Consider the following 20,213-nt stretch of genomic DNA (forward strand, 5'->3'; position numbering starts at 1 on the left):
GGCGCATGACCGCACCGCTGCGCATCGCCCCGGCGAACGAGGCGAGCTGGGTCGAGCTGCAGCTGATCCTCACGGGCACCGCCGGCCGCTGCCAGTGCACGCGCCAGCGGCTCGGCGACCACGACTGGTACGCGGCCCCCGTCGAGCAGCGCGCGGCGATCCTCCGCGAGGCGGCCGGCTGCGACGACCCGAGGGCCACGCGCACGGTCGGCCTCGTCGCGTGGGTCGACGACGAGCCGGCCGGCTGGGTCGCGGTGGATGCCCGCCCCGCCTACCGCCGCCTGCGCAACTCCCCCGTGCCGTGGGCCGGTCGCCTCGAGGACAAGGACGACGAGGGTGTCTGGGCGATCGCGTGCCTCGTCGTGCGCCACGGGTTCCGGCATCAGGGCCTGACCTACCCGCTCGTCGCGGCCGCCGCCGAGCACGCGCGCGCGCAGGGAGCGCGCGCCGTCGAGGGCTATCCGATGGTCACGGGCGGCGCCGAGGTGACGTGGGACGAGCTGAGCGTCGGCCCCGTGGGGCCGTTCCTCGCGGCGGGCTTCACCGAGGTCTCGCGGCCGACGAAGCGCCGCCGCGTCATGCGGCTCGACTTCGACGCCTGAGCGGCAGCTCGCTCGCCGACGGGTCAGCCCGCGGCCGCCGCCTCGAGCTCGGCGATCACGAGCCGGTCCATCCGCATCATCGCCTCCATGACCCGCTTCGCCGCCTGCGGATCCGGCTGCTGGAGCAGCTCCGCCCAGCGGGCGGGCACGACCTGCCACGACACCCCGAAGCGATCGCGGAGCCAGCCGCAGCGGCCGGGCGCTCCCCCGTTGGCGATGAGGGCATCCCACAGCCGATCGATCTCCTCCTGCGAGTCCGCCTCGATCTGCAGCGAGAGCGCATCGGTGAAGCCCGGCTGCCCGGCGGAGCGCCCGTTGAGCGCGAGCATCCGCTGCCCCTGGAGCTCGAAGTCGACGCTCACCGGCGGCTGCCCCGGCGGCCCGTCCATGCGCCCGGTGAGGCGCGAGCCGGGCAGCAGCCCGACGTAGAACTCGGCGGCCTCCGCCGCCTCCGACTCGAACCACAGGCACGGCACGACACTCATGGAGCGCGACGCTACGCCCGGCGCGCTCCGCCGACAAGGGGCGGATGCTCGGCGCAGGCGCTGCGGCGGCGCGGCCCGGCCGACCCGGGCACCGATCATCGGGCACGGGCCGCGCTGCGCGCCTAGCGTGGATCACGACCGACGCGACACCGCGCGGTCGACGACCGAGGTGAGGAGTGCGCATGGAGGGCTGGAATCGCGCGATCGAGCTGATCGATGAGCGCCTCGGCGGCGACATCGACGCCGCCGAGCTCGCGCGCGTCGCGCTCACGAGCGAGTACCACTTCCGGCGCATGTTCTCGACGCTCGCCGGTATGCCGCTGTCGGAGTACATCCGCCGACGGCGGCTCACCGTCGCCGCCGCTGCGGTACGCGACGGGCGCGAGAGCCTCAGCGACATCGCCGTGCGCTTCGGCTACGGCTCCGCCGACTCGTTCTCGCGCGCGTTCAGCGCAGTGCATGGAATCGGGCCCGAGCAGGCCCGTCGACCCGGCGCGGTGCTGCGCTCGCAGCCGCGATTGTCATTCCACCTCACGATCGAAGGGAGCACCGACATGGAGTACCGCATCGTCACGACCGAGGAGTTCCGCATCGTCGGGCGCAGCACGCGCGCGCCGATCGTCTTCTCGGGCCCGAACCCGGCGATCGAGTCCTTTGAGCGATCGGTCAGCGCGACGGAGCGGGCGCGCCTCGCCGCGCTCTCCGACCGCGAGCCGACGGGCGTCCTGTCGGTCTGCGACGAGTTCGCCGACGAGCGCGTCGAGGGCTCGATGCTGCGCTACACCGTCGGCGTCGCGACGATGGCCGAGCCGTCGCCGGAGGACGACGTCGTCGCAGTTGCCGCGGGCTCCTGGCTCGTCATCGAGGGCGAGGGGCAGGCGCCCGAAGCGATCCAGCAGCTGTGGGCGCGCGCGTATGCCGAGTGGCTCCCCGCGAACCCCTACCGGCTCCGCCCCGGCCCCGAGCTGCTGTCGGTCGAACCCCTCGAACACGGACGCGCGCGCGGCGAGCTGTGGCTACCGGTCGAGCCCGCGAGCTGACCGTCTCGGCCCATCGGCACGAGGGGCGGATGCTCGACCAGCGCCGAGCATCCGCCCCTCGCTACTCGGCCGGGGTGGAGGAGCCGCTCGCGCGCTTGCCGCGCGAGCCCGAGCCGCGCGCGCCGCTGCCCGCGAGCGCCGCGCCGATGGCCTCGCCCGCGGCCTCGCCGGAGGCGCGTCCCTGGATGATCTCGGCGATGTCGATGCCGACGAGCTCCTTGATGAGCTTCGTGGAGGTCGCGAGCTGTCCGGCGACCGAGTCGCCGATCTGCCCGGCGCCCTTGCCGTCGCTTGAGATGACCGTCATCGACGAGATCGCCGAGAGCGGCTCGGAGGCCGCGCGCACGATCGCGGGCAGCTGGTCGATGATGCGCTGACGCAGCAGCGCCTCGGCGCGCTCGGCGAGCGCCTCGGCCTGGGCCCGCGTCGAGTCGGCCTCGGCCGTTCCCTTGAGACGGATGGCTCCGGCCTCGGCCTCGCCCTCCGCGGCGAGCGCCTCGGCGGCGGCGATGCGGCGGTTCTTCTCCGCGATGCCCTCGGCTTCGACGGCCTCCGCGGCGCTGCGGCGGCGATTGCGCTCGGCCACGCCCTCCGACTCGATGGCTTCGGCGGCCGCACGACGGGCATCCCTGTCGGCGCCGGCGCTCGCGACGGCCGCCGCGGCGGCTGCGCTCGCCTCCTTCTCGAGGGCGTACGCCTGCGCGTCGGCGACGGCGCGCACCTCGGCGTCGAGCTCCTGCTTGCGCAGGCCGACGCGCTTGGCGGCCGTGACCTCCTGCTGCGCGACGACCTCCTGCTGGGCGATCGCTTCGGCGAGCGGCTTCGCGGCCGAGGCCTCGGCGCGGGCCTTGTCGGTCTCCTTCTGGATCTCGGCGTTCCGCAGATCGAGCTTGCGCTGCTGCTCGGCGATCGCCTGGGCCGCGGCGATGCGGGCCTCCTCCGACGCCTGCTGCGCGATCGCCTCGGCGACCTCGGCGACCTGCTTGACGCGCGCCGCCTCGGCGCGACCGAGGTCGCGGATGTAGTTGTTGTCGTCGTCGATCTCCTTGATCTGCAGAGTGTCGATCTGCAGTCCCTGGATGTCGAGCGCCTCGCGCACGGCCTCGAGCACCTGCTCCTGCAGGGCCGAGCGGTTGGTGATGATCTCGGTCACGGTGAGCTGGCCGACGATCGAGCGCACCGAGCCGCTCAGGACCTCCTCGGTCGACGACTCGATCTGGTCCTGCTGGTTGAGGAATCGCTGCGCGGCGGCGCGGACCATGGTCTCGCTGCCGCCGACCTTGACGACGGCGACGGCGTTGACCTTGATCGTGATGGCGTCCTTCGTCTGCGCGGTCGCCTGCACGTTGAGCTGGCGGCTGCGGAGGCTGAGCTTGAAGTACGCCTCGATGATGGGCTTCACGAACACGCGCGAGCCGAAGACGACCTTCTGGCCGACGTTGTCGAACTCGTTGTTCTGCGGGCGCTCGGTGGTCGCCTTCTGGCGCGACGTGACGATGATCGCCTCGTCGGGCTTGGCGACCTTGATGCCGCGCAGGAGGACGATCGTGACGATCGCGAGCAGGAGGACGACGGCTCCGATGCCGATCGCGGTGGACAGGGCTTCGCTGGAGAGTGCTGGGGGCATGGCGCCAGTATGGCCGAGGAGCGGGCTGAAGACGAGGATCCGTCCGCTCCGCGCGGCGCGCCAGAATGAGCACATGACACGCCGCGGCCTCATCCTCTTCGCCTCCCTCGGCGTCATCTGGGGCATCCCGTACCTGTTCATCAAGATCGCGATCGCCGAGCTGAGCCCCGAGTTCCTCGTCCTCGCCCGCACGACCCTCGCCGCCGCCCTGCTGCTGCCCATCGCGGCCCGCCACCGCGCGATCCGCCCCGTGCTGCGCCGCTGGAGGCCGCTCCTCGCCTTCACCCTGTTCGAGATCGTTCTCGCCTGGTACTTCATCAACGCCGCCGAGCAGACGCTGCCGAGCTCGACGGTCGGGCTGCTGCTGGCGAGCATCCCCCTCGTGGCGATCGTCGTCGCGTTCGGGATGGGCCGCCGCGACCGGCTGACGGCGGTCAACGGGGTCGGGGTCGCGCTCGGGATGCTCGGCGTCGCCGCGATCGTCGGCCTCGACGTGGGCGGCTCCGACCTCGGAGCCGTCGCCCAGCTCGCCGTCGCCGTCATCGGCTACGCGATCGGCCCGGCCATCCTCGCCCGCTGGATGCACGACCTGCCCGGCGTCGGCGTCATCGCCGTCGCGCTCGGACTCAGCGCGCTCGCCTACCTCCCGATCGTGGCGCTCACCGGCGGGTGGCCGACCGAAGTGCCGTCGACGATGACGATCGTGTCCGTCGTGGTCCTCGCCGTGCTGTGCAGCGCCGTCGCCTTCCTGCTGATGTTCGCGCTCGTCGCGGAGGTCGGCCCCATTCGCATGTCGGCGATCACCTACGTGAACCCGGCGGTCGCGGTGCTCGCGGGCGCGCTCTTCCTCGGCGAGGCGATCACGATCTGGACGCTCGTGGGCTTCGTCACGATCCTCGCGGGCTGCGCGCTCGTGACGCGGCCCGACCCTCGAGGGCGAGCGGCCGCCGGCACCGGCGATCAGGCGATGGATGCTGATGCCGAGGCCTCCCCCGCGACCCAGCCCGAGCATCCGTCGCTCGACGAGGTGCTCGACGAGGCGATGCCGCCGACGGAGCCGATCGTCCGCTAGGCCGGCTCCGGGGCCGATGCGACGTCGGGGATATCCTCCGCGCCGGCCCCGGTGGTCAACGGCGGAAGATGTGCAGTGATGCCGCGGCCGACCAGCCAGAGCAGAAGCGACAGCACACCCCACTGGAGCAGGGAGCCGGCGATCGCGAAGTCGAGCGCCCCCGCGCCGAACTCCTGGGCGTCGCGCGCGATGCCCACGACCCACAGGAACGCCGCGATGGACGGGAGCACGATCGCGATGGCACCGAGCCACCGCAGATAAACATTCGTCATGTCGGTGACAGTACGGAGCCGCCGTCGCCGAAGCGCTCCACGACGCGCCGCAGAGTCGCGAGGCTGCGGGACGTCGCCGGCGTCACTGCGACCCTCTCGATCACGGGGGTGCCGTTGCTCTGCCGTTCGACGTCGTTGAGCACGACCGCCCAGGCGCTCCCGGCATGCTCGCCCGTCGCCACGATGCAGCAGCCCCCGAGACGCTGCGCGGACTCCGCCGCCGCGGTCGAGGGGTCGACGGCGGGCGCGGCGTGCACCGTCAGCTCGCGGCGCGAGGCGTCCGGCCGGTCGCCGTGGTCGTCGGCGATCGCCTCGATCACCTCCATCGGCAGAGCGAAGACCTCGCGGCGGATGCCCGTCGCGCTCCCGAGCGCATCCTCCACCGCCTCGGCGAGCGCCGACGGGTCGCCCGACTCGACCACCACCGTGCCGTTGCTCTGCACGCTCACCGCGTCGACCGCGCCCGCCGCGGCGACGCCGTCGAGCAGGTCGGCCGTGCTCGGCTGACCGCGCTGGCCGACATTGACGTTCCGGATGAGGAGGACGTGCCTCATGCCGTCGTCGGCTCCGCAGTCGAGACCCACTGCCGGACGAGGGCGCGCACGGCATCCGCGTTCCCCCGGACCGCGCCGTCGTCGGCGAACGTCGCGATCGCACGATCGACACCGCGCCACTCGAGCAGGGCATCCGGGTCGTCCATCGTCGGCCGCTGCGTGCCGGGTGCGGCTCTCGCGGCGCCCCGATGAAGAACCAGGCGGATGCTCCCATCGCGGTTCACGCCGGTGGTCACCACATCGCGGCCGTCGAGCGTGAAGCTCGGGGCGTTCCACTTGATGGCGGCTCCGAGCCGCGGCTCCGCGGCGAGGATGAGCGCGCACAGCGTGCGGAGTGCCCGCGCGGCCTCGGGCTGCGGCACAGTGCCGAGGAACTGCTCGATCGCGGGCGGCAGCGGCGCAGCATCCGTCATCTGATCGCCCCTTCGCGTCGAGAACCCGTGCCGCCATCATGGCGCACGCACAGGCCCACGGCGGCGGGAACGCAGACGAGCCCTGCAGTGTTGTCTCCAGTGGCTGCCGATCGCGGCCCCGTCGGAAGGACCCGCCATGACGAATCAGTACCGCGCCACCCCCGAGGCGATCGCCCGCCTCACCCCCATGCAGCGCAAGGTGACGCAGAACGACGGCACCGAGCCCGCGTTCCGCAACGAGTACCACGACAACAAGGCCGAGGGCCTCTACGTCGACATCGTCTCGGGCCAGCCGCTGTTCTCGAGTCGCGACAAGTTCGACAGCGGCACCGGCTGGCCGAGCTTCACGAAGCCGATCAGCGCCGAGGCCGTGACGACGAAGACCGATCGCACGCTATGGATGAAGCGCGTCGAGGTGCGCTCCTCGGGCGCCGACTGCCATCTCGGGCACGTCTTCGATGACGGCCCGCGCGAGGCCGGAGGCCTGCGCTACTGCATGAACTCGGCATCGCTGCGGTTCATCCCCGTCGCCGAGCTCGAGGCCGAGGGCTACGGCGACTACGTCGCCCACTTCACGAACGACAGCGCCGGCACCACGACCACCGCGAACGGAGACCCCATGACCATCGACCTCAGCACCGGCGAGATCACTCGCACCTCCGGCACCGAGACGGCCGTCCTCGCGGGCGGCTGCTTCTGGGGCATGGAGGATCTGATCCGCAAGCAGCCCGGCGTCATCAGCACGCGCGTCGGCTACACCGGCGGGGCGAACGCGAACGCCACCTACCGCAACCACCCGGGCCACGCCGAGGCGGTCGAGATCGTCTTCGACCCGACCGCGACGACGTACCGCGACATCCTGGCGTTCTTCTTCCAGATCCATGACCCGTCGACGAAGGACCGCCAGGGCAACGACGTCGGCTCGAGCTACCGCTCGGCGATCTTCCCGCTCACCCCCGAGCAGGAGCACGTCGCCCGCGAGACCATCGCCGACGTCGACGCCACGCGCCGCTGGCCCGGCCCCGCCGTCACGACGATCGAGAAGGCGGGCCCGTTCTGGCAGGCCGAGGAGGAGCACCAGGACTACCTGATCAAGCACCCCAACGGCTACACGTGCCACTACCCGCGGCCGGGCTGGACCCTGCCGCGGCGCGACGAGGCGGCGGCGAGCTAGGCGCCCCCGCTAGCCTTGCGGCCATGACGAGCTGGTCGGGCGACGCATCGCTCCTGGCGACCGCCGACCGACTGCTCGGGAGCAGCCACCCGCGCGCGGCCGTCGCGCTCGTGACCCCGCAGGGCTCGGCGACGGCGTGGCGGGGCGTCTCCGAAGGCGCCGACTCCGAGATCGGCTCGATCTCGAAAGCGATGACGGGGATGCTCTACCGCGACTCGATCGACCGCGGCCGGGTCACCCCGACCACCGTGCTCGCCGAGCTCCTCCCGCTCGACGGGCACGGCGCTCTCGAGCGCGTGACGCTCGAGGCGCTCGCGACGCACCGCTCGGGGCTCCCCCGCCTCCCTCCCGGCATGCAGCCGATGCGGCGCTCGTGGCGCCTGTGGACGCGCGGCGAGAACCCGTACGGCGACTCGCTCGCCGAGCTGCTCGAGCAGTGCCGCGGGGTGCGGCTCGGCGCGGCGCGCGGCCGGTACTCGAATCTCGGCTTCCAGCTGCTCGGGCATGCGGTCGCCGCGGCCGAGGGCACGAGCTACGTCGAGCTGCTGCAGAGCCGGTTCGGGCCGGGCGACTGGGCGCCTCGAACCGAAGACGAGCTTCGACCCTCGAGCCTTCGGGGGGTCTCGCGTCGCGGCCGGCCACGGGAGGCGTGGACGGGAGAGGCGATCGCACTGGCCGGGGGCATCCGCGCCGGCATCGGAACCATGCGCGCGCTCCTGGAGGGCATCCTCGACGGCTCCGCCCCCGGGACCTCGGCGCTCGACCCCGACACCGCCTACGCGCCGGGGGTACGCATCGGCGCCGGCTGGATCACGATCGGCCGCGACGGGCGGAGCCTCACCTGGCACAACGGCGGCACGGGCGGCTTCCGGAGCTGGATCGGCGTCGATCGCGCCTCGGGCACCGGAGCCGCCATCCTCACCGCGTGCGCCCGCTCGGTCGATCGTGCCGGCTTCGGACTGCTCGGCGAGCACGCGCCCTCCTCATGAACGTCGCCGCAGCGACGTAGGGTGTGCTCGACCGACCCGGAGGATCCACCGATGCACGAGATCATCTGCCCGCACTGCAGCAAGGCCTTCACGGTCGACGAGGCCGGCTACGCGGACATCCTCAAGCAGGTGCGCGACCGCGAGTTCGCGCAGGAGCTCCACGAGCGGCTCGAGCTCGCCGCGCGAGAGAAGCAGACCGAGATCGCCCTCGCCGAGGCGACCCTCACGGCGAAGTTCGAGCGCGACGCCGCCAAGAGGCAGACCGAGCTCGAGCACGCCGCCGCAGAGCGGCAGGCCGAGATCGAGCGCCTCAAGGCCGAGCTGCGGTCGACCGAGACGACGCAGAAGCTCGCCGTGAGCGAGGCCCTCGCCGCCGTCGAGCGCGAGCGCGATGCCCTCAAGAGCGCCCTCGAGAAGGAGGTCGCGCAGACCCACGCCGAGGTCGAGAAGCTCAAAGCCGAGCTGTCGGCCGCCGACGTCGCCCGCCAGCTCGCCCTCGCCCAGGCAACGAGCGCCCTCGAGAAGGAGCGCGACGACCTCAAGCGCGACCTCGAGCTGCGGGCGACCGAGCAGAAGCTGCTCGAGGCCTCCCTCAAGGAGCAGCACAGCACCGAAGTCGCCCTGCTGCAGGAGACGATCGAGACCTACAAGGACTTCAAGGCCAAGCAGTCGACGAAGATGCTCGGCGAGACGCTCGAGCAGCACTGCGAGATCGTCTTCAACCGGGCCCGCTCCGGCGCCTTCCCGCGCGCCTACTTCGAGAAGGACAACGACGCGAGCGGCGGCACGAAGGGCGACTTCATCTTCCGCGAGTCGAACGACGAGGGCGTCGAGGTCATCTCGATCATGTTCGAGATGAAGAACGAGGCCGACGCGACGGCGTCGAAGAAGAAGAACGAGGACTTCTTCGACAAGCTCGACAAGGACCGCACGGCGAAGGGCTGCGAGTACGCCGTCCTCGTCTCGATGCTCGAGCCCGACAGCGAGCTCTACAACGAGGGCATCGTCGACGTCTCGTACCGCTACCCGAAGATGTACGTCGTCCGCCCGCAGTTCTTCCTGCCGATCATCACGCTGCTGCGCAACGCCGCCCTCAGCACCGAGCAGGTGAAGAGCGAGCTCGCCCGCGTGCGCGAGCAGAACGTCGACATCACCAACTTCGAGGAGCGCCTGAAGGTCTTCAAGACCGGCTTCGCCCGCAACTACTCGCTCGCATCGGACCAGTTCGGCGAGGCGGTGAAGCGCATCGACGAGGCGATCAAGGACCTCGAGAGGGTCAAGGATGCCCTCATGAAGTCGGCGAACAACCTGCGGCTGGCGAACGACAAGGCCGACGGTCTCACCATCAAGTCGCTCACGCGGGGCAACCCGACGATGGCGGCGAAGTTCGCCGAGCTCGAGAAGGGCGAGGTCGCGGTCGCCGAGGTCGACTGAGCGACCGCCGCTCAGGCCCGCGCTGCGCGCTCCTCGATCTCGTCGATGCGTCGCTGCAGGAACCGGCGCTCGGCCGCGGTCGGCGCGAGCGCCAGGGCGCGGTGGTAGTGCGGCAGCGCCTCCGCGTCCTCCCCCCGGCGGCGCCAGAGGTCGGCGCGCGTGGCGTGGAGGAGGTGGTACTCCGCGAGCAAGGCGTCGAGGTTGAGGGTGTCGAGCAGGGCGAGCCCAGCATCCGGGCCGTCGGAGAGCGCCACCGCGATCGCACGGTTCAGATCGATGACGGGAGACGGGGAGACCTCGCTCAGTCGCGCGTAAAGGGCGGCGATGCGGTCGAACCTCGTCGCCTGCGCCGTCGGGGCCGTCGCGTGCTCGGCCGCGATCTGCGCCTGCAGCAGGTACGGGCCGGGGGCGGCGCCGACCCCCTGGAGGGCCGTCTCGGCTTCGGCGAGCATGCGGGCGGCCTCGGCGATGGCCGCCGCGTCCCAGAGGGTGCGGTCCTGCTCGTCGAGCAGCACGAGCTCGCCATCCGCGTCGAGCCGGGCCGACGTGCGCGAGTGCTGGAAGAGCTGCAGGGCGAGCAGCGCGAGAACCTCGGGCTGCTGCGGCATGAGCGACGCCACGAGGCGCGTGAGCCGGATGGCCTCATCGGCGAGGGCCGGGCGCACGATGTCGTCGCCGCTCCCGGACGCGTAGCCCTCGGAGAAGAGCAGGTACAGCACCGCCAGAACCCCCGCCGTCCGCTCGGGCAGCAACCGGAGCGGCGGGACGCGGTAGGGGATGTTCGCGGCACGGATCTTCGCCCGCGCGCGCACCAGCCGCTTCTGCATCGTCTGCTCGCTCACGAGGAAGACGCCCGCGGTCTCGGCGACCGTGAGACCCAGGACGGTGCGGAGCGTGAGGGCGACGCGGGCCTCCATCGCGAGCGCCGGGTGGCAGCACGTGAAGATCAGGCGGAGTCGGTCGTCGTCGATCGGCATCGTCGGCTCCTCCTCTGCCGGCGGCTCAAGCTCTCGGGCGTGCCGCTCGGTGGCTCGGCGCTCGGTCTGTTCCTTGCGGATCGCGTCAGTGGCCGCGTTCCTCGCGACCGTCGTGAGCCAGGCGCCGGGGCTGTCGGGGATGCCGCGCTCGGGCCACGTCGTCAGCGCTCGGGTGACGGCGTCGTGGAAGGAGTCCTCGGCGAGATCCCAGTCGCCGGTGCGGCGGATCAGGGCTGCGACGATGCGCAGGCGCTCGGACGCGATGACCTCGGCGAGGGCTGCGCTCGCCTCGGTCGCCGCGTCACGAGATGCGGGCATCCGTCGTCTCGATGCTCAGCCCTCGAACGGCCAGATGGGCCGGACCTCGACCCGGCCGAAGCGGGCCATCGGGTGCGCGGCGGCGATCTCGAGGGCCTCGTCGAGGTTGTCGACGTCGATGAGGTCGAAGCCGGCGATCCACTCCTTGGTCTCGACGAAGGGGCCGTCGGTGAGGATGGTCGCGCCGTCGCGGACCGTCACCGTGGTGGCGTCCGACGGCGGGCGCAGGCGGTTGCCGGTGCGGGCGATGCCGCGGCGCTCGATGTCGGCGCTCCACTCCTCGATGTTGTCCTCCTCGGGGATGTACGTGGGCGCTTCGGGATCGCTGATGATGAGCAGCAGGTATTCCATGGTCGTCTCCTTCTGTCGCAGTCGAGGTCGATTACACCAGGACGACGAAGAAGGGCGGGCCGGGAGGACACACCGCGCGATGTTGGTCCCGAAGTCGGCGCTACAGCAGCTCGTCGTCCTCGTCGTCGACGTCATCGTTCGACCGCGAGGTCGACGACGCGGGCCGCTCGCCGACGGCCGTGCCGGGCTTCACGCCCGTCCCCGGCGCGTGCTTGTCGCGCTCGACGACGAGCCACTCGGGCATCTCCTCGAGCAGGGCCTTGATCTCGGCGGTCGTCATCGAGTCGCTCACTCCCCCGCGCGCGAGCGCCGAGTTCGACACGCCCAGGCGGCGGGCGACCTCATCCCGCGGGTGCGGGCCCTCGCGGCGCAGCGACGTCAGCCACTCGGGCGGGTTCTCCTGCAGCTCCATCAGCGCGGTGCGCGAGATCTGCGCCTCCTGGAACTCCGCGGGCGTCGCCGGCAGGAACACGCCGAGCTTCTTCGCGGCCGTCTTCGGGCTGAGCAGCTGCTCCTTCGGGGGCTTCGGCTGCTGGCGGCGGTCTTCGCGGGGCGCATCGGTCATACCCCGAGCGTAGGCGACCCCGGCGCCCGCCCGCCTCGCCGGTAGCCTGACCCCATGCCCGAACCGCGCCCCGAGCCCCTGCGCGTCGCCTTCGTGCCCGGCGTCACGCCGACCAAGTGGGAGCGCATCTGGCGCGAGCGCCGCCCCCGCGGTCGCATCGATCTCACCCCCATGACGCAGGCGGATGCTCTCACCGCCCTCCGCGACGGCACCGCGCACATGGCGCTCTTGCGCGACACCTCGGCGACCGACGACTGGCACGCCATCCCCCTGTACCGCGAGGCCGCGGTCGTCGTCGCCCCCAAGGACTCGCCCGTCGCTGATCGGGCCGCGCCCACGCTCGAGGATCTCGCGGACGAGACGGTTCTCCCCGTCGACCTCCTCGACGGCACTGGCGAGGATGCCGTCGCGCTCGTCGCCGCGAACGTCGGCGTCGCCGTCATGCCGCAGTCGGTCGCGCGGGCGCAGTCGCGCAAGGACGTCGTCGCACGCATCCTCGCTGGCGGGCCTGACACGGGGATTTCGCTCGTCTGGCCGATCGACGACCCACACCCGCTCGCGGATGAGTTCATCGGCATCGTGCGCGGGCGCACGGCGAACAGCTCGCGCTGACCTCCGCGGGCCACCCCCGCGGGTTTGACCCTGTGGTAGCCACACGGTGTTCACTCGACCGTGTTCGCCCGCACGACTCCGACGACCTCCGGGAGGCCGCCATGAGCGCCCCGTCCACGACCGACGAACCCACCGCCCCACCTCGCACCAAGACGCCTGGGTGGCCCGAGATCCTCACCGGCAGCGCGGCCTTCCTCCTCGCATTCGCCGCGATCGCGCTCACGCTCCCCCTCATCGACGACCCGGCCACGCAGGGCATCGCGGGGCTCTTCGCCTCAGGAGCGCTCGGGCTCGTCGCGTTCGGTGCGGCCGTGCTTCTGCGCATCCGATCGATCGACGCCTTCGGATTCCGACGCACGACACCCGCCCGCATCCTCGTCGGCGCCGGTCTCGGCATCGCGACCTACCTGCTGGGCGTGCTCGTCGCGATCGCGTACATCACCGTCACGGGCGACGCCGAGAACGTGCAGGCGGGCTACCAGGCGGCCGCGGCGGGCGGGTGGCTGTCGCTCGCCGTCACCCTCATCGCTGGCGCCGTCATCACTCCCCTCGGCGAGGAGGCCTTCTTCCGCGGCGTGCTCGCGAACGCCCTGATCGCCCGCCACGGCGCGTGGGTCGGCGTGCTCGTGAGCGCCGCGGTCTTCGCCGTCGCGCACGGCATCAATCCCGTGCTGCCGATCGCATTCGTCGTCGGCGTCAGCACCGCGCTGCTGTACCGCTGGTCGGGCTCGGTCTGGCCGGGCGTCGCGCTGCACGCCACCAACAACGCCACCGCTTTTCTCGTCCCGCTCGCGATCAACCTGGGCCTGGCATGATGGGCGCCGAACCGAGGCCCGGAACGACTCGAGCGAGGTCCAGCATGCAGACGCGCCGAACGGCGAGACGCGCCCCGCAGACGGTGCGCGCGACGACCGCGGGCCTGGCAGCCCTCGTCCTGCTGGTCGGGTCCGGATGCTCGGCCGTGGGCATCGGCGGAGCACCGACGCCGAGCCCCTCCGCCCCGGTGGCCGCCGAACCGAGCCCCACCATCGACCTCGACGACGACCTCGCCGACCTGGAGGGCGAGTACGACGCCCGCGTCGGTGTCTACGCCGTCGACACCGGCTCAGGCGAGACCGTCGCCTACCGGGAGGACGAGCGCTTCGCCTACGCGTCCACCTTCAAGGCGCTGCTCGCCGCCGTCGTACTGAAGACCGTCGACGACCTCGACCGCGTCATCACCTACTCGGCCGACGAGCTCGTCGACTACTCGCCGGTCACCGAGCAGAACGTGGATGGCGGGATGAGCATCCGCGAGCTCGCAGAGGCGACCGTGCGGACGAGCGACAACTCCGCCGCCAACCTGCTGCTGGACGAGCTCGGCGGGCCCGCAGGGTTCGCCGACGCTCTCACCCGCGTCGGCGACCGCACGACGCAGCCCGAGCGCCGCGAGACCGAGCTCAACACGGCCGTGCCGGGTGAGACGCGCGACACGAGCACGCCGCGCGCGCTCGCCGAGACGCTGCGCGGCTTCGCGCTCGACGGGCTCCTCGACGACACCCAGGCCGCGACGCTCATCGACTGGATGAGCGGCAACGCGACCGGTGACCCGCTCATCCGCGCCGGAGCCCCCGAGGGATGGGCCGTCGCCGACAAGTCGGGTGCCGGCGGCTACGGCACCCGCAACGACCTCGGCATCGTGTGGCCGCCCGACGGCGACCCCATCGTCATCGCCGTGCTCACCACGCGCGATGCCGCCGACGCCGAGTACGACAACGCGCTCGTCGCCGACGTCGCCGCCGTCGTGCTGGAGGAGCTCGGCTGATGGCGTGGAGCACGCGAGAGCTCGCCGAACTGGCGGGAACGACGGTGAACACCGTGCGCCACTACCACCAGCTCGGGCTGCTCGACGAGCCGGAGCGACGCCACAACGGCTACAAGCAGTACGAGGTCGCGCACCTCATGGCGCTGCTGCGCATCCGGCGCCTCGTCGACCTCGGCGTGCCGCTCGGGCAGATCCGCGAGCTCAGTGCGACGCCCGCCGCGAACCAGGCGCTGCACGAGGTCGACGCCGAGCTCGCGCAGAGCATCGAGCGGCTGCAGAGCGCACGCGCGGGGATCGCGGCGATCCTCCGCGAAGAGGTGCCGGCCGACGTGCCCGCCGGGTTCGAATCGGTGGCGTCGCGGATGTCGGACGCCGACCGCTCGATGATCCACCTCTACTCGCGCGTCTTCGATGAGGAGGCGCTCGCCGACCTGCGCACGAGCGTCGAGCTGTGCGACAGCGAGGTCGAAGCCGAGATCGACCGTCTTCCGGCCGATGCTGACGAGGCCACCGTCGCTCGGCTCGCCGACGCGCTCGCGCCGAGCCTCGTGCGCAGCATCATCGAGCACCCCTGGCTCGCCGACCCCGGCTCACGGCTCACCGGTGACCGGGCATCCGCCGGCGAAGCGCTCGCCGAAAGCATGAAAGCGCTGTACAACCGCCCGCAGCTCGAGGTCTTCGTGCGCGCGAACGCGCGGGCGCTCGAGCTCGCCGAGGAGATGCGCACCGCCGGCGAGCAGCCCCCTTCAGACGTCGCTGACTGAGCCGCGCGGTGGGCAGGCCGCTCGAGACTGCCGCTTTAGGCGAGGCGCGCGGTCGCTGCCGGGCGCAGGGAGCCGGCCGCCCCGAACGCCCGCGCGGCGAACCGCGAGCCGATGAGCGCGTGCGCCTCTGCGCTCGGGTGGAGCCCGTCCGGCAGCGGCAGCCGCTCGGCGTCGTCGGGGCCGTAGAGCGACAGGCCGTCGATGTAGCCGAGGTTCGCGTCGTCGCGTGCGGCGACGAGCTGCTCCATCGCGTCGCGGATGACGGTGAGCGTCAGTCGGCCGGCAGCGGTGTCGCCGGGCGAACCCGTCGCGATGAACCGCATCTCGCCGGCCGCGAAACCGGTCGGGTCGACTGCCCCCGGCCCCGGCGTGTCTTCGTGGATGCCGCAGAAGATCGGCGACACGAGCAGCAGCGGGGTATCCGGGTGGCCGTCGCGGATGGTGTCGAGGAAGCCGTGGACGGCGGGCACGAAGCTGCGCAGCCGCNTGACGACATTGATGCCGAGCTTGACGCTGATGACGTCGGCCGGAGCATCCCGGATGACGCGCGCCATGAACGGGTCGACGAGCGCACTGCCGCCGAACCCGAGATTGCGCAGCTGCACACCGGCGCTTCGGGCCGCCACGACGGGCCAGATGCCGGTCGGGGTGGCGGCGTTCGAACCGTGACTGATCGAGCTGCCGTGGTGCACCCACACCGGGCCGACAGGCGGAGCGGGCGACACCGGGGCACGGGCGTGCAGCGCCACCACGTCGACCTTCTCGTTGTGGGGCAGCCACAGTTCGACGACCCGCTCGCCCGCCCCGGGCAGCGACACCTCGATGCGATCGGGCTCCCCCGGCGTCAGCTCCCGGCCGCCCGTCTGCAGGTCGAGCTCGACGGCGTCGCCCGCCTGCAGCTCGTGCGAGGCCACGAGCTCGCCGTCCACGACGACGTCGACGACGCCGCGCGGGCGGGAGAACCCGCGATAGAAGACGCGCGTGGCGTGCAGCTCGAGGGTGATCGAGGTGGCGCTCGTCGCGAATCGGACCCGCACACCCGAGGGTTGCGCCTCCATCATCGCCAGCTGCGGATCAGCGTCGCGTTCGCGCACGGATCGCGGCAGACGGTGCGGGCGAACGCCTCGCTCTGTTCGTTCCAGCTCCGTCGCTCCCAGGATCAGATCCGGGGTGAGGGGGATGGTGATCACGATGCCTCCTTCATGGTCGTGCGGGTGCCGGATGCGTTCCGTCAACGTGGGCGACGGCACCGCCGCGCCGTCGTACCTCGGTACCACGAGGTCCGGATCAAGATCGGCCTGCAGACCGATGACCCGCGTCGCCGTGATTCGTAGCGTGGTTCGCGACACACGATACGAAAGGCCATTTGGATGATAGAAGCACGCGCACTCACAAAAAAGTTCGGCAAGCGGACAGCCGTGGACGGCATCGACTTCCGGGTTCAGCCCGGTCAGGTCACGGGGTTCCTCGGCCCGAACGGCGCCGGCAAGTCGACGACCATGCGCATGATCGCGGGGCTCGACCGCCCGACCTCGGGCGAGGTGACGGTCAACGGGCGCCACTACCGCGAGCACCGGGCGCCCCTCCGCGAAGTGGGCATCCTGCTCGACGCGAAAGCCGTGCACACCGGCCGCACCGCCTACCGACACCTTCTCGCCATGGCCGCGACCCACGGCATCGGCGCATCACGCGTGCGCGAGGTCATCGAGCTCGCGGGCCTCGAGTCCGTCGCCCATAAGCGGGTCGGCGGTTTCTCCCTCGGCATGGGTCAGCGACTGGGTATCGCCGCAGCGCTCCTGGGCGACCCGGCGACCGTGATCCTCGACGAGCCGGTCAACGGGCTCGACCCCGAAGGCGTGCGCTGGGTGCGGACGCTCGTCCGGGGTCTCGCGGCGGAAGGGCGCACAGTTCTGCTGTCCTCGCACCTCATGAGCGAGATGGCGCAGACGGCGGACCACCTCATCGTGCTCGGTCGGGGGCGGGTCGTCGCCGACGCCACGGTGGACGAGGTGATCGCCCGGGCCACGGGATCCTCGGTGAGAGTGCGCACTCCCGACCTGGCGAGGCTCCATCGCACCATCGCTGCGGGCGACGTCACCGTCACCACGCTCGATGACGGCGCCGCCGTCGTCTCCGGTCTCACGCCGACGCAGATCGGTGACGCTGCCGCGAGCGCGGGAGTCGCCATCCACGAACTCGTAGCGCTGAGCGGCTCGCTCGAAGACGCCTACCTCACCTTGACCACCGACGACGTGGAGTACCGCTCCGCGCACGTCACCCGAACCCCTGAGGAGGTTGCGCGATGACCGCCGCAACCCTGACCCCCAGCCCCACTGTCCGATCGGATGCGCGACTGACGTTCCCGCGCATCCTGCGATCGGAGTGGATCAAGCTCACGAGCCTGCGCTCGACGCTCTGGTCGCTCGGCCTCATCGTCGCGCTCGGCGTCGGACTGAGCTTCCTCGTCGCATCCCTGGGCTTCGGCATGGAGGGCGCATCGGCACCTGACCCCGGCGCAGTGGTGACGACGGCAACGATCGGCGTGTCGTTCGGTCAGCTGATCGCGGCCGTTCTCGGCGTCCTGATGGTCACCGGCGAGTATTCGACCGGGATGATCCGCTCGACCCTCGCGGCCGTGCCTGCTCGACTGCCCGTGCTGGCCGCCAAGTCGCTGGTGCTCTTCCTGCTCGTCTCCGCCGTCGGCGCGATCACCATGTTCGGATCGTGGGCCGCCACCTACCCGGTGCTCGACGCGCAGGGCCTTGCCGTCGGACTGGCCGAGCCCGGGCTCGCGCCCGCACTCGCTGGCGCCGCTGTGTACCTCGGGTTGACGGCCGTGTTCGCCCTGGGCCTCGGCACACTGCTGCGCTCCTCCGCCGGCGGAATCGCGGCGTCGCTCGGTGTGATCCTGGTTATCCCGACGGTGCTCCCCCTCCTCTCGCTCGCCGTCGACTGGGCCGATGAGGTCGCGCCGTACATCTTCTCGAATGCCGGAGTCGCCATGGCTCGCCTGCCCTCCACGGAGTCCGTCGAAGAATCAATCGGCCAGACCCTTCTCGAACCCGGGCTCGGCGGTCTGGTCGTCCTTGCGTGGACTCTCGTCTCCCTTACCCTGGGTGCCATCGCACTCCGCCGGAGGGACGCCTGACGCACGCCACGAACGGATCATCCGGCGCCTCCTCGGGGGCGCCGGATGATCTCGCGCTCCCCCGCCCGCCTGGCACCATCCGTCGATACCTGCACCGACACCCGTGGCTCACTGACTCCCTCGTCGCCCTCGTCTATCTGCTGTTCGCCGCGATCTTCGCCGTCGTCGCCGCGGTCGCACCCGACATGCCCCCGCTGTGGGCGGTCATCGCACTTGGCGTTGCAGGGGCGCCCGTCGTGCTGCTGCGACGCCGGTACCCCCTCCTCATGTTCGCCCTTGCCAACGTGCTGATCATCATCGGCTCGGCCATCGGCTCGACGGCGGAGATTCTGCTGCCACTGCTCACGATCTACGCCGTCGGCGTCTACCGCCCCACGCGCGCTGCGTGGATCAGCTTCGGAGCCGGCTCGGCGGCAGCGATCGTCGCGGGCCTCGTCGCGGCTGCACGCGCGCCGGCGCTCCCGGGCGCGGCTGCGGATGCGAGCCAAGACTTCGTGGGGGTCTGGTTCAACAACACGGCAACGGCCATCGTCTTCCTCCTCGTGGCAACCCTCATCGGCACCAACGTCGGCAGCCGCAAGCGATACGTCGCGGCACTCCTCGAGCGGGCCGCGCAGCTGGCCAGAGAGCGTGACGCGCAAGCGGAAATCGCGAGCGCGCACGAACGCGAGCGCATCGCACGGGAGATGCACGACGTCATCGCGCACAGCCTGTCCGTCATGATCGCGCTCACCGAGGGAGCCCGCGCCTCCGCACCCGAGCATCCGGAACGAGCGCAGGATGCCATGGGCCGGGCTGCCGAGACCGGGCGGCGCACCCTCGCTGAGGTTCGACGGCTCCTGGGGTCGGTTCGCGGTGACGGCGGAGACCAGCAGGTCACTCGCGCCCCGCAGCCGGGAGTCGACGAGCTGCCGGCGCTCGTGACCGAGTTCACGCGTGCCGGCCTGCCCGTGTCGCTCTCCATGAGCGGCTCCCCCGTCCGCGACCCGGCGTTGGAACTGACCGTCTTCCGGCTCGTCCAGGAGTCACTCACCAACGCGCTCAGACACGCGCCGCAGGCGACATCGGTGAGCGTGTCGCTCACCTGGACCACCGAGACCGTCGAGGTCGTCATCGAAGACGACGGCCCCACCGCGCCGTCGACGACGGGCGACGTCGGCCGCGGCATCCTCGGCATGCGCAAACGCGTGGCGTTCTACGGCGGCGAGCTCGAGGCCGGGCCGCGGTCCGCCAGGGGATGGCGGGTCCGCGCGACACTGCCCCTGGAGAGGAGCACATCGTGACGGCGCTTGTCCGAGTCCTCCTTGCCGATGATCAAGAACTCGTGCGGTACGGCTTTCGGCTTATGCTCGACGCCGATCCGCACCTCGAGGTCGTCGGCGAGGCCGCTGACGGGTTGGAGGCGGTCGAGGCGGCTGACCGGCTTCGCCCCGATGTCGTGCTCATGGACATCCGGATGCCCGGCATCGACGGGCTCGCCGCGACCGAGAGAATTACCTCCCGTCTCCCGGGCGTTCGCGTGCTCGCGCTCACGACCTTCGACCTCGACGAGTATGCGTTCGGCGCCCTCCAGGCGGGCGCGTCGGGCTTTCTGCTCAAAGACACCCGACCCGCCGAGCTGGTGACCGCCATCCTCGCCGTTCATCGAGGGGATGCGGTGGTCTCGCCCCGGATCACGGCGAAGCTCATCGAGATGGCCGCCCCGCACCTCGCTACCGGCGCCCATCGCATCCGGCGCGATGCAGAGGCAGCACTCGCACCGCTCACCGCGCGCGAGCGCGACGTATTCCTTCTCATCGGGCGCGGAGCGACGAACGGAGAAATCGGCGCCGAACTTCGGCTGACCGAGTCGACGGTCAAGACGCACGTCGGGCGGATCCTGCTGAAACTCGACCTCCGCGATCGCGTTCAGGCCGTGATCCTCGCCCACGAGCTCGGCATGGCGGGGGCCTAAAGGCCGATGGGAGCACTTCACCGAGATCTGAGAGCTCGCGTCGCTCGGCGGGTAGGTG

General features: G+C 71.5%; 22 protein-coding genes and 2 pseudogenes. 14 read left to right on the forward strand and 10 right to left on the reverse strand.

Going from position 1 to position 20,213, the window contains the following annotated elements; all coding sequences use genetic code 11:
* Window positions 1–5: 5 nt before the first annotated feature.
* Window positions 6–602 carry a GNAT family N-acetyltransferase gene (locus ASG83_RS11970; protein ID WP_055861739.1) on the forward strand — a complete coding sequence of 199 codons (597 nt, stop codon included), beginning with the start codon at window positions 6–8 and terminating at the stop codon, window positions 600–602.
* Window positions 603–625: 23 nt separating this feature from the next.
* On the opposite strand, the gene ASG83_RS11975 is transcribed toward ASG83_RS11970, so the two are convergent.
* Window positions 626–1,087: a VOC family protein gene (locus ASG83_RS11975; protein ID WP_055861742.1), complete on the reverse strand. Its 462-nt coding sequence runs from the start codon at window positions 1,085–1,087 to the stop codon at window positions 626–628.
* Window positions 1,088–1,269: 182 nt separating this feature from the next.
* Between ASG83_RS11975 and ASG83_RS11980 the strand changes: the two genes are divergently transcribed.
* Window positions 1,270–2,127 carry an AraC family transcriptional regulator gene (locus tag ASG83_RS11980; protein WP_055861745.1) on the forward strand — a complete coding sequence of 286 codons (858 nt, stop codon included), beginning with the start codon at window positions 1,270–1,272 and terminating at the stop codon, window positions 2,125–2,127.
* Window positions 2,128–2,188: 61 nt separating this feature from the next.
* Here the strand turns inward: ASG83_RS11980 and ASG83_RS11985 are convergent, their stop codons facing one another.
* Window positions 2,189–3,754, reverse strand: coding sequence for a flotillin family protein (locus ASG83_RS11985; protein WP_055899284.1), 1,566 nt, complete (start codon window positions 3,752–3,754; stop codon window positions 2,189–2,191).
* A 73-nt stretch (window positions 3,755–3,827) separates the two neighbouring features.
* Here ASG83_RS11985 and ASG83_RS11990 point away from each other — a divergent pair, with 73 nt between their 5' ends.
* Complete coding sequence (locus tag ASG83_RS11990; RefSeq protein WP_055861751.1) at window positions 3,828–4,826, forward strand: DMT family transporter; 999 nt, start codon at window positions 3,828–3,830, stop codon at window positions 4,824–4,826.
* On the opposite strand, the gene ASG83_RS11995 is transcribed toward ASG83_RS11990, so the two are convergent.
* The 3 genes from ASG83_RS11995 to ASG83_RS12005 are packed head-to-tail and all read right to left on the reverse strand — an operon-like array spanning window position 4,823 to window position 6,065.
* Window positions 4,823–5,098, reverse strand: a complete 276-nt coding sequence (locus ASG83_RS11995; RefSeq protein ID WP_055861753.1) for a hypothetical protein — start codon at window positions 5,096–5,098, stop codon at window positions 4,823–4,825. The genes ASG83_RS11990 and ASG83_RS11995 overlap by 4 nt on opposite strands.
* On the reverse strand, window positions 5,095–5,652 hold the full coding sequence (locus tag ASG83_RS12000) for a DUF1697 domain-containing protein (protein WP_156376830.1): 558 nt from the start codon (window positions 5,650–5,652) through the stop codon (window positions 5,095–5,097). The genes ASG83_RS11995 and ASG83_RS12000 overlap by 4 nt, the downstream gene beginning before the upstream one ends.
* On the reverse strand, window positions 5,649–6,065 hold the full coding sequence (locus tag ASG83_RS12005) for a DUF1801 domain-containing protein (RefSeq protein ID WP_055861759.1): 417 nt from the start codon (window positions 6,063–6,065) through the stop codon (window positions 5,649–5,651). Before ASG83_RS12005 ends, ASG83_RS12000 begins: the two co-directional genes overlap by 4 nt.
* A gap of 187 nt (window positions 6,066–6,252) precedes the next feature.
* Between ASG83_RS12005 and ASG83_RS12530 the strand changes: the two genes are divergently transcribed.
* Genes ASG83_RS12530 through ASG83_RS12020 form a run of 3 tightly spaced genes read left to right on the forward strand, consistent with a single transcriptional unit; the run spans window position 6,253 to window position 9,662 of the window.
* Window positions 6,253–7,239, forward strand: coding sequence for a bifunctional methionine sulfoxide reductase B/A protein (locus ASG83_RS12530; protein ID WP_369813397.1), 987 nt, complete (start codon window positions 6,253–6,255; stop codon window positions 7,237–7,239).
* 23 nt (window positions 7,240–7,262) lie between these two features.
* Window positions 7,263–8,228 carry a serine hydrolase gene (locus ASG83_RS12015; RefSeq protein ID WP_055861761.1) on the forward strand — a complete coding sequence of 322 codons (966 nt, stop codon included), beginning with the start codon at window positions 7,263–7,265 and terminating at the stop codon, window positions 8,226–8,228.
* Between the two features lie 51 nt (window positions 8,229–8,279).
* Entirely contained in the window at window positions 8,280–9,662 is a 1,383-nt protein-coding gene (locus tag ASG83_RS12020) for a DUF2130 domain-containing protein (protein WP_055861764.1), read from the forward strand.
* Between the two features lie 11 nt (window positions 9,663–9,673).
* Here the strand turns inward: ASG83_RS12020 and ASG83_RS12025 are convergent, their stop codons facing one another.
* From ASG83_RS12025 to ASG83_RS12035, 3 genes are all read right to left on the reverse strand, one after another.
* Window positions 9,674–10,957 (reverse strand): RNA polymerase sigma factor, encoded by a 1,284-nt coding sequence (locus ASG83_RS12025; RefSeq protein ID WP_055861767.1) that lies wholly within the window; start codon window positions 10,955–10,957, stop codon window positions 9,674–9,676.
* 15 nt (window positions 10,958–10,972) lie between these two features.
* A complete protein-coding gene (locus tag ASG83_RS12030; RefSeq protein WP_055861770.1) occupies window positions 10,973–11,308 on the reverse strand; it encodes a YciI family protein in 336 nt (111 codons plus the stop codon).
* A gap of 100 nt (window positions 11,309–11,408) precedes the next feature.
* On the reverse strand, window positions 11,409–11,873 hold the full coding sequence (locus ASG83_RS12035) for a DUF5997 family protein (protein ID WP_055861774.1): 465 nt from the start codon (window positions 11,871–11,873) through the stop codon (window positions 11,409–11,411).
* 54 nt (window positions 11,874–11,927) lie between these two features.
* Here ASG83_RS12035 and ASG83_RS12040 point away from each other — a divergent pair, with 54 nt between their 5' ends.
* The 4 genes from ASG83_RS12040 to ASG83_RS12055 all read left to right on the forward strand — a co-directional run bounded on the left by ASG83_RS12040 (window position 11,928) and on the right by ASG83_RS12055 (window position 15,053).
* The gene (locus tag ASG83_RS12040; RefSeq protein WP_055861777.1) at window positions 11,928–12,485 is read left to right on the forward strand and encodes a LysR family substrate-binding domain-containing protein; all 558 of its coding nucleotides are present in this window, start codon (window positions 11,928–11,930) and stop codon (window positions 12,483–12,485) included.
* 101 nt (window positions 12,486–12,586) lie between these two features.
* Window positions 12,587–13,300 (forward strand): CPBP family intramembrane glutamic endopeptidase, encoded by a 714-nt coding sequence (locus ASG83_RS12045; protein ID WP_055861780.1) that lies wholly within the window; start codon window positions 12,587–12,589, stop codon window positions 13,298–13,300.
* Between the two features lie 44 nt (window positions 13,301–13,344).
* Window positions 13,345–14,289, forward strand: a complete 945-nt coding sequence (bla, locus tag ASG83_RS12050; protein WP_055861783.1) for a class A beta-lactamase — start codon at window positions 13,345–13,347, stop codon at window positions 14,287–14,289.
* Window positions 14,289–15,053: a MerR family transcriptional regulator gene (locus ASG83_RS12055; RefSeq protein ID WP_055861786.1), complete on the forward strand. Its 765-nt coding sequence runs from the start codon at window positions 14,289–14,291 to the stop codon at window positions 15,051–15,053. The genes bla and ASG83_RS12055 overlap by 1 nt, the downstream gene beginning before the upstream one ends.
* A gap of 35 nt (window positions 15,054–15,088) precedes the next feature.
* Here the strand turns inward: ASG83_RS12055 and ASG83_RS13275 are convergent.
* Together ASG83_RS13275 and ASG83_RS13280 are read right to left on the reverse strand one after the other, a co-directional pair.
* Window positions 15,089–15,539 (reverse strand): annotated as a pseudogene (locus ASG83_RS13275) (lipase); the annotation flags it as partial.
* A gap of 1 nt (window position 15,540) precedes the next feature.
* A pseudogene (locus ASG83_RS13280) lies at window positions 15,541–16,402 on the reverse strand (hypothetical protein); the annotation flags it as partial.
* 21 nt (window positions 16,403–16,423) lie between these two features.
* Here ASG83_RS13280 and ASG83_RS12065 point away from each other — a divergent pair.
* The 4 genes from ASG83_RS12065 (at window position 16,424) to ASG83_RS12080 (ending at window position 20,155) form a co-directional block, all read left to right on the forward strand.
* Window positions 16,424–17,359, forward strand: a complete 936-nt coding sequence (locus ASG83_RS12065) for an ABC transporter ATP-binding protein (RefSeq protein ID WP_055861792.1) — start codon at window positions 16,424–16,426, stop codon at window positions 17,357–17,359.
* Entirely contained in the window at window positions 17,356–18,201 is an 846-nt protein-coding gene (locus tag ASG83_RS12070; protein ID WP_055861795.1) for an ABC transporter permease, read from the forward strand. Before ASG83_RS12065 ends, ASG83_RS12070 begins: the two co-directional genes overlap by 4 nt.
* A gap of 236 nt (window positions 18,202–18,437) precedes the next feature.
* Window positions 18,438–19,484, forward strand: a complete 1,047-nt coding sequence (locus ASG83_RS12075) for a sensor histidine kinase (RefSeq protein WP_055861798.1) — start codon at window positions 18,438–18,440, stop codon at window positions 19,482–19,484.
* A gap of 62 nt (window positions 19,485–19,546) precedes the next feature.
* Window positions 19,547–20,155: a response regulator transcription factor gene (locus ASG83_RS12080; protein ID WP_235451472.1), complete on the forward strand. Its 609-nt coding sequence runs from the start codon at window positions 19,547–19,549 to the stop codon at window positions 20,153–20,155.
* Window positions 20,156–20,213 lie beyond the last annotated feature (58 nt).

It is taken from the genome of Yonghaparkia sp. Soil809 (assembly GCF_001429705.1).
Lineage (GTDB): Bacteria > Actinomycetota > Actinomycetes > Actinomycetales > Microbacteriaceae > Microcella.

Excerpts from the sequence above, each read along its gene's own strand:
- ASG83_RS11970 (WP_055861739.1), top strand. The coding sequence starts at position 6 with ATGACCGCACCGCTGCGCATCGCCCCGGCGAACGAGGCGAGCTGGGTC.
- ASG83_RS11975 (WP_055861742.1), bottom strand. The coding sequence starts at position 1,087 with ATGAGTGTCGTGCCGTGCCTGTGGTTCGAGTCGGAGGCGGCGGAGGCC.
- ASG83_RS11980 (WP_055861745.1), top strand. The coding sequence starts at position 1,270 with ATGGAGGGCTGGAATCGCGCGATCGAGCTGATCGATGAGCGCCTCGGC.
- ASG83_RS11985 (WP_055899284.1), bottom strand. The coding sequence starts at position 3,754 with ATGCCCCCAGCACTCTCCAGCGAAGCCCTGTCCACCGCGATCGGCATC.
- ASG83_RS11990 (WP_055861751.1), top strand. The coding sequence starts at position 3,828 with ATGACACGCCGCGGCCTCATCCTCTTCGCCTCCCTCGGCGTCATCTGG.
- ASG83_RS11995 (WP_055861753.1), bottom strand. The coding sequence starts at position 5,098 with ATGACGAATGTTTATCTGCGGTGGCTCGGTGCCATCGCGATCGTGCTC.
- ASG83_RS12000 (WP_156376830.1), bottom strand. The coding sequence starts at position 5,652 with ATGAGGCACGTCCTCCTCATCCGGAACGTCAATGTCGGCCAGCGCGGT.
- ASG83_RS12005 (WP_055861759.1), bottom strand. The coding sequence starts at position 6,065 with ATGACGGATGCTGCGCCGCTGCCGCCCGCGATCGAGCAGTTCCTCGGC.
- ASG83_RS12530 (WP_369813397.1), top strand. The coding sequence starts at position 6,253 with ATGCAGCGCAAGGTGACGCAGAACGACGGCACCGAGCCCGCGTTCCGC.
- ASG83_RS12015 (WP_055861761.1), top strand. The coding sequence starts at position 7,263 with ATGACGAGCTGGTCGGGCGACGCATCGCTCCTGGCGACCGCCGACCGA.
- ASG83_RS12020 (WP_055861764.1), top strand. The coding sequence starts at position 8,280 with ATGCACGAGATCATCTGCCCGCACTGCAGCAAGGCCTTCACGGTCGAC.
- ASG83_RS12025 (WP_055861767.1), bottom strand. The coding sequence starts at position 10,957 with ATGCCCGCATCTCGTGACGCGGCGACCGAGGCGAGCGCAGCCCTCGCC.
- ASG83_RS12030 (WP_055861770.1), bottom strand. The coding sequence starts at position 11,308 with ATGGAATACCTGCTGCTCATCATCAGCGATCCCGAAGCGCCCACGTAC.
- ASG83_RS12035 (WP_055861774.1), bottom strand. The coding sequence starts at position 11,873 with ATGACCGATGCGCCCCGCGAAGACCGCCGCCAGCAGCCGAAGCCCCCG.
- ASG83_RS12040 (WP_055861777.1), top strand. The coding sequence starts at position 11,928 with ATGCCCGAACCGCGCCCCGAGCCCCTGCGCGTCGCCTTCGTGCCCGGC.
- ASG83_RS12045 (WP_055861780.1), top strand. The coding sequence starts at position 12,587 with ATGAGCGCCCCGTCCACGACCGACGAACCCACCGCCCCACCTCGCACC.
- bla (WP_055861783.1), top strand. The coding sequence starts at position 13,345 with ATGCAGACGCGCCGAACGGCGAGACGCGCCCCGCAGACGGTGCGCGCG.
- ASG83_RS12055 (WP_055861786.1), top strand. The coding sequence starts at position 14,289 with ATGGCGTGGAGCACGCGAGAGCTCGCCGAACTGGCGGGAACGACGGTG.
- ASG83_RS12065 (WP_055861792.1), top strand. The coding sequence starts at position 16,424 with ATGATAGAAGCACGCGCACTCACAAAAAAGTTCGGCAAGCGGACAGCC.
- ASG83_RS12070 (WP_055861795.1), top strand. The coding sequence starts at position 17,356 with ATGACCGCCGCAACCCTGACCCCCAGCCCCACTGTCCGATCGGATGCG.
- ASG83_RS12080 (WP_235451472.1), top strand. The coding sequence starts at position 19,547 with ATGCTCGACGCCGATCCGCACCTCGAGGTCGTCGGCGAGGCCGCTGAC.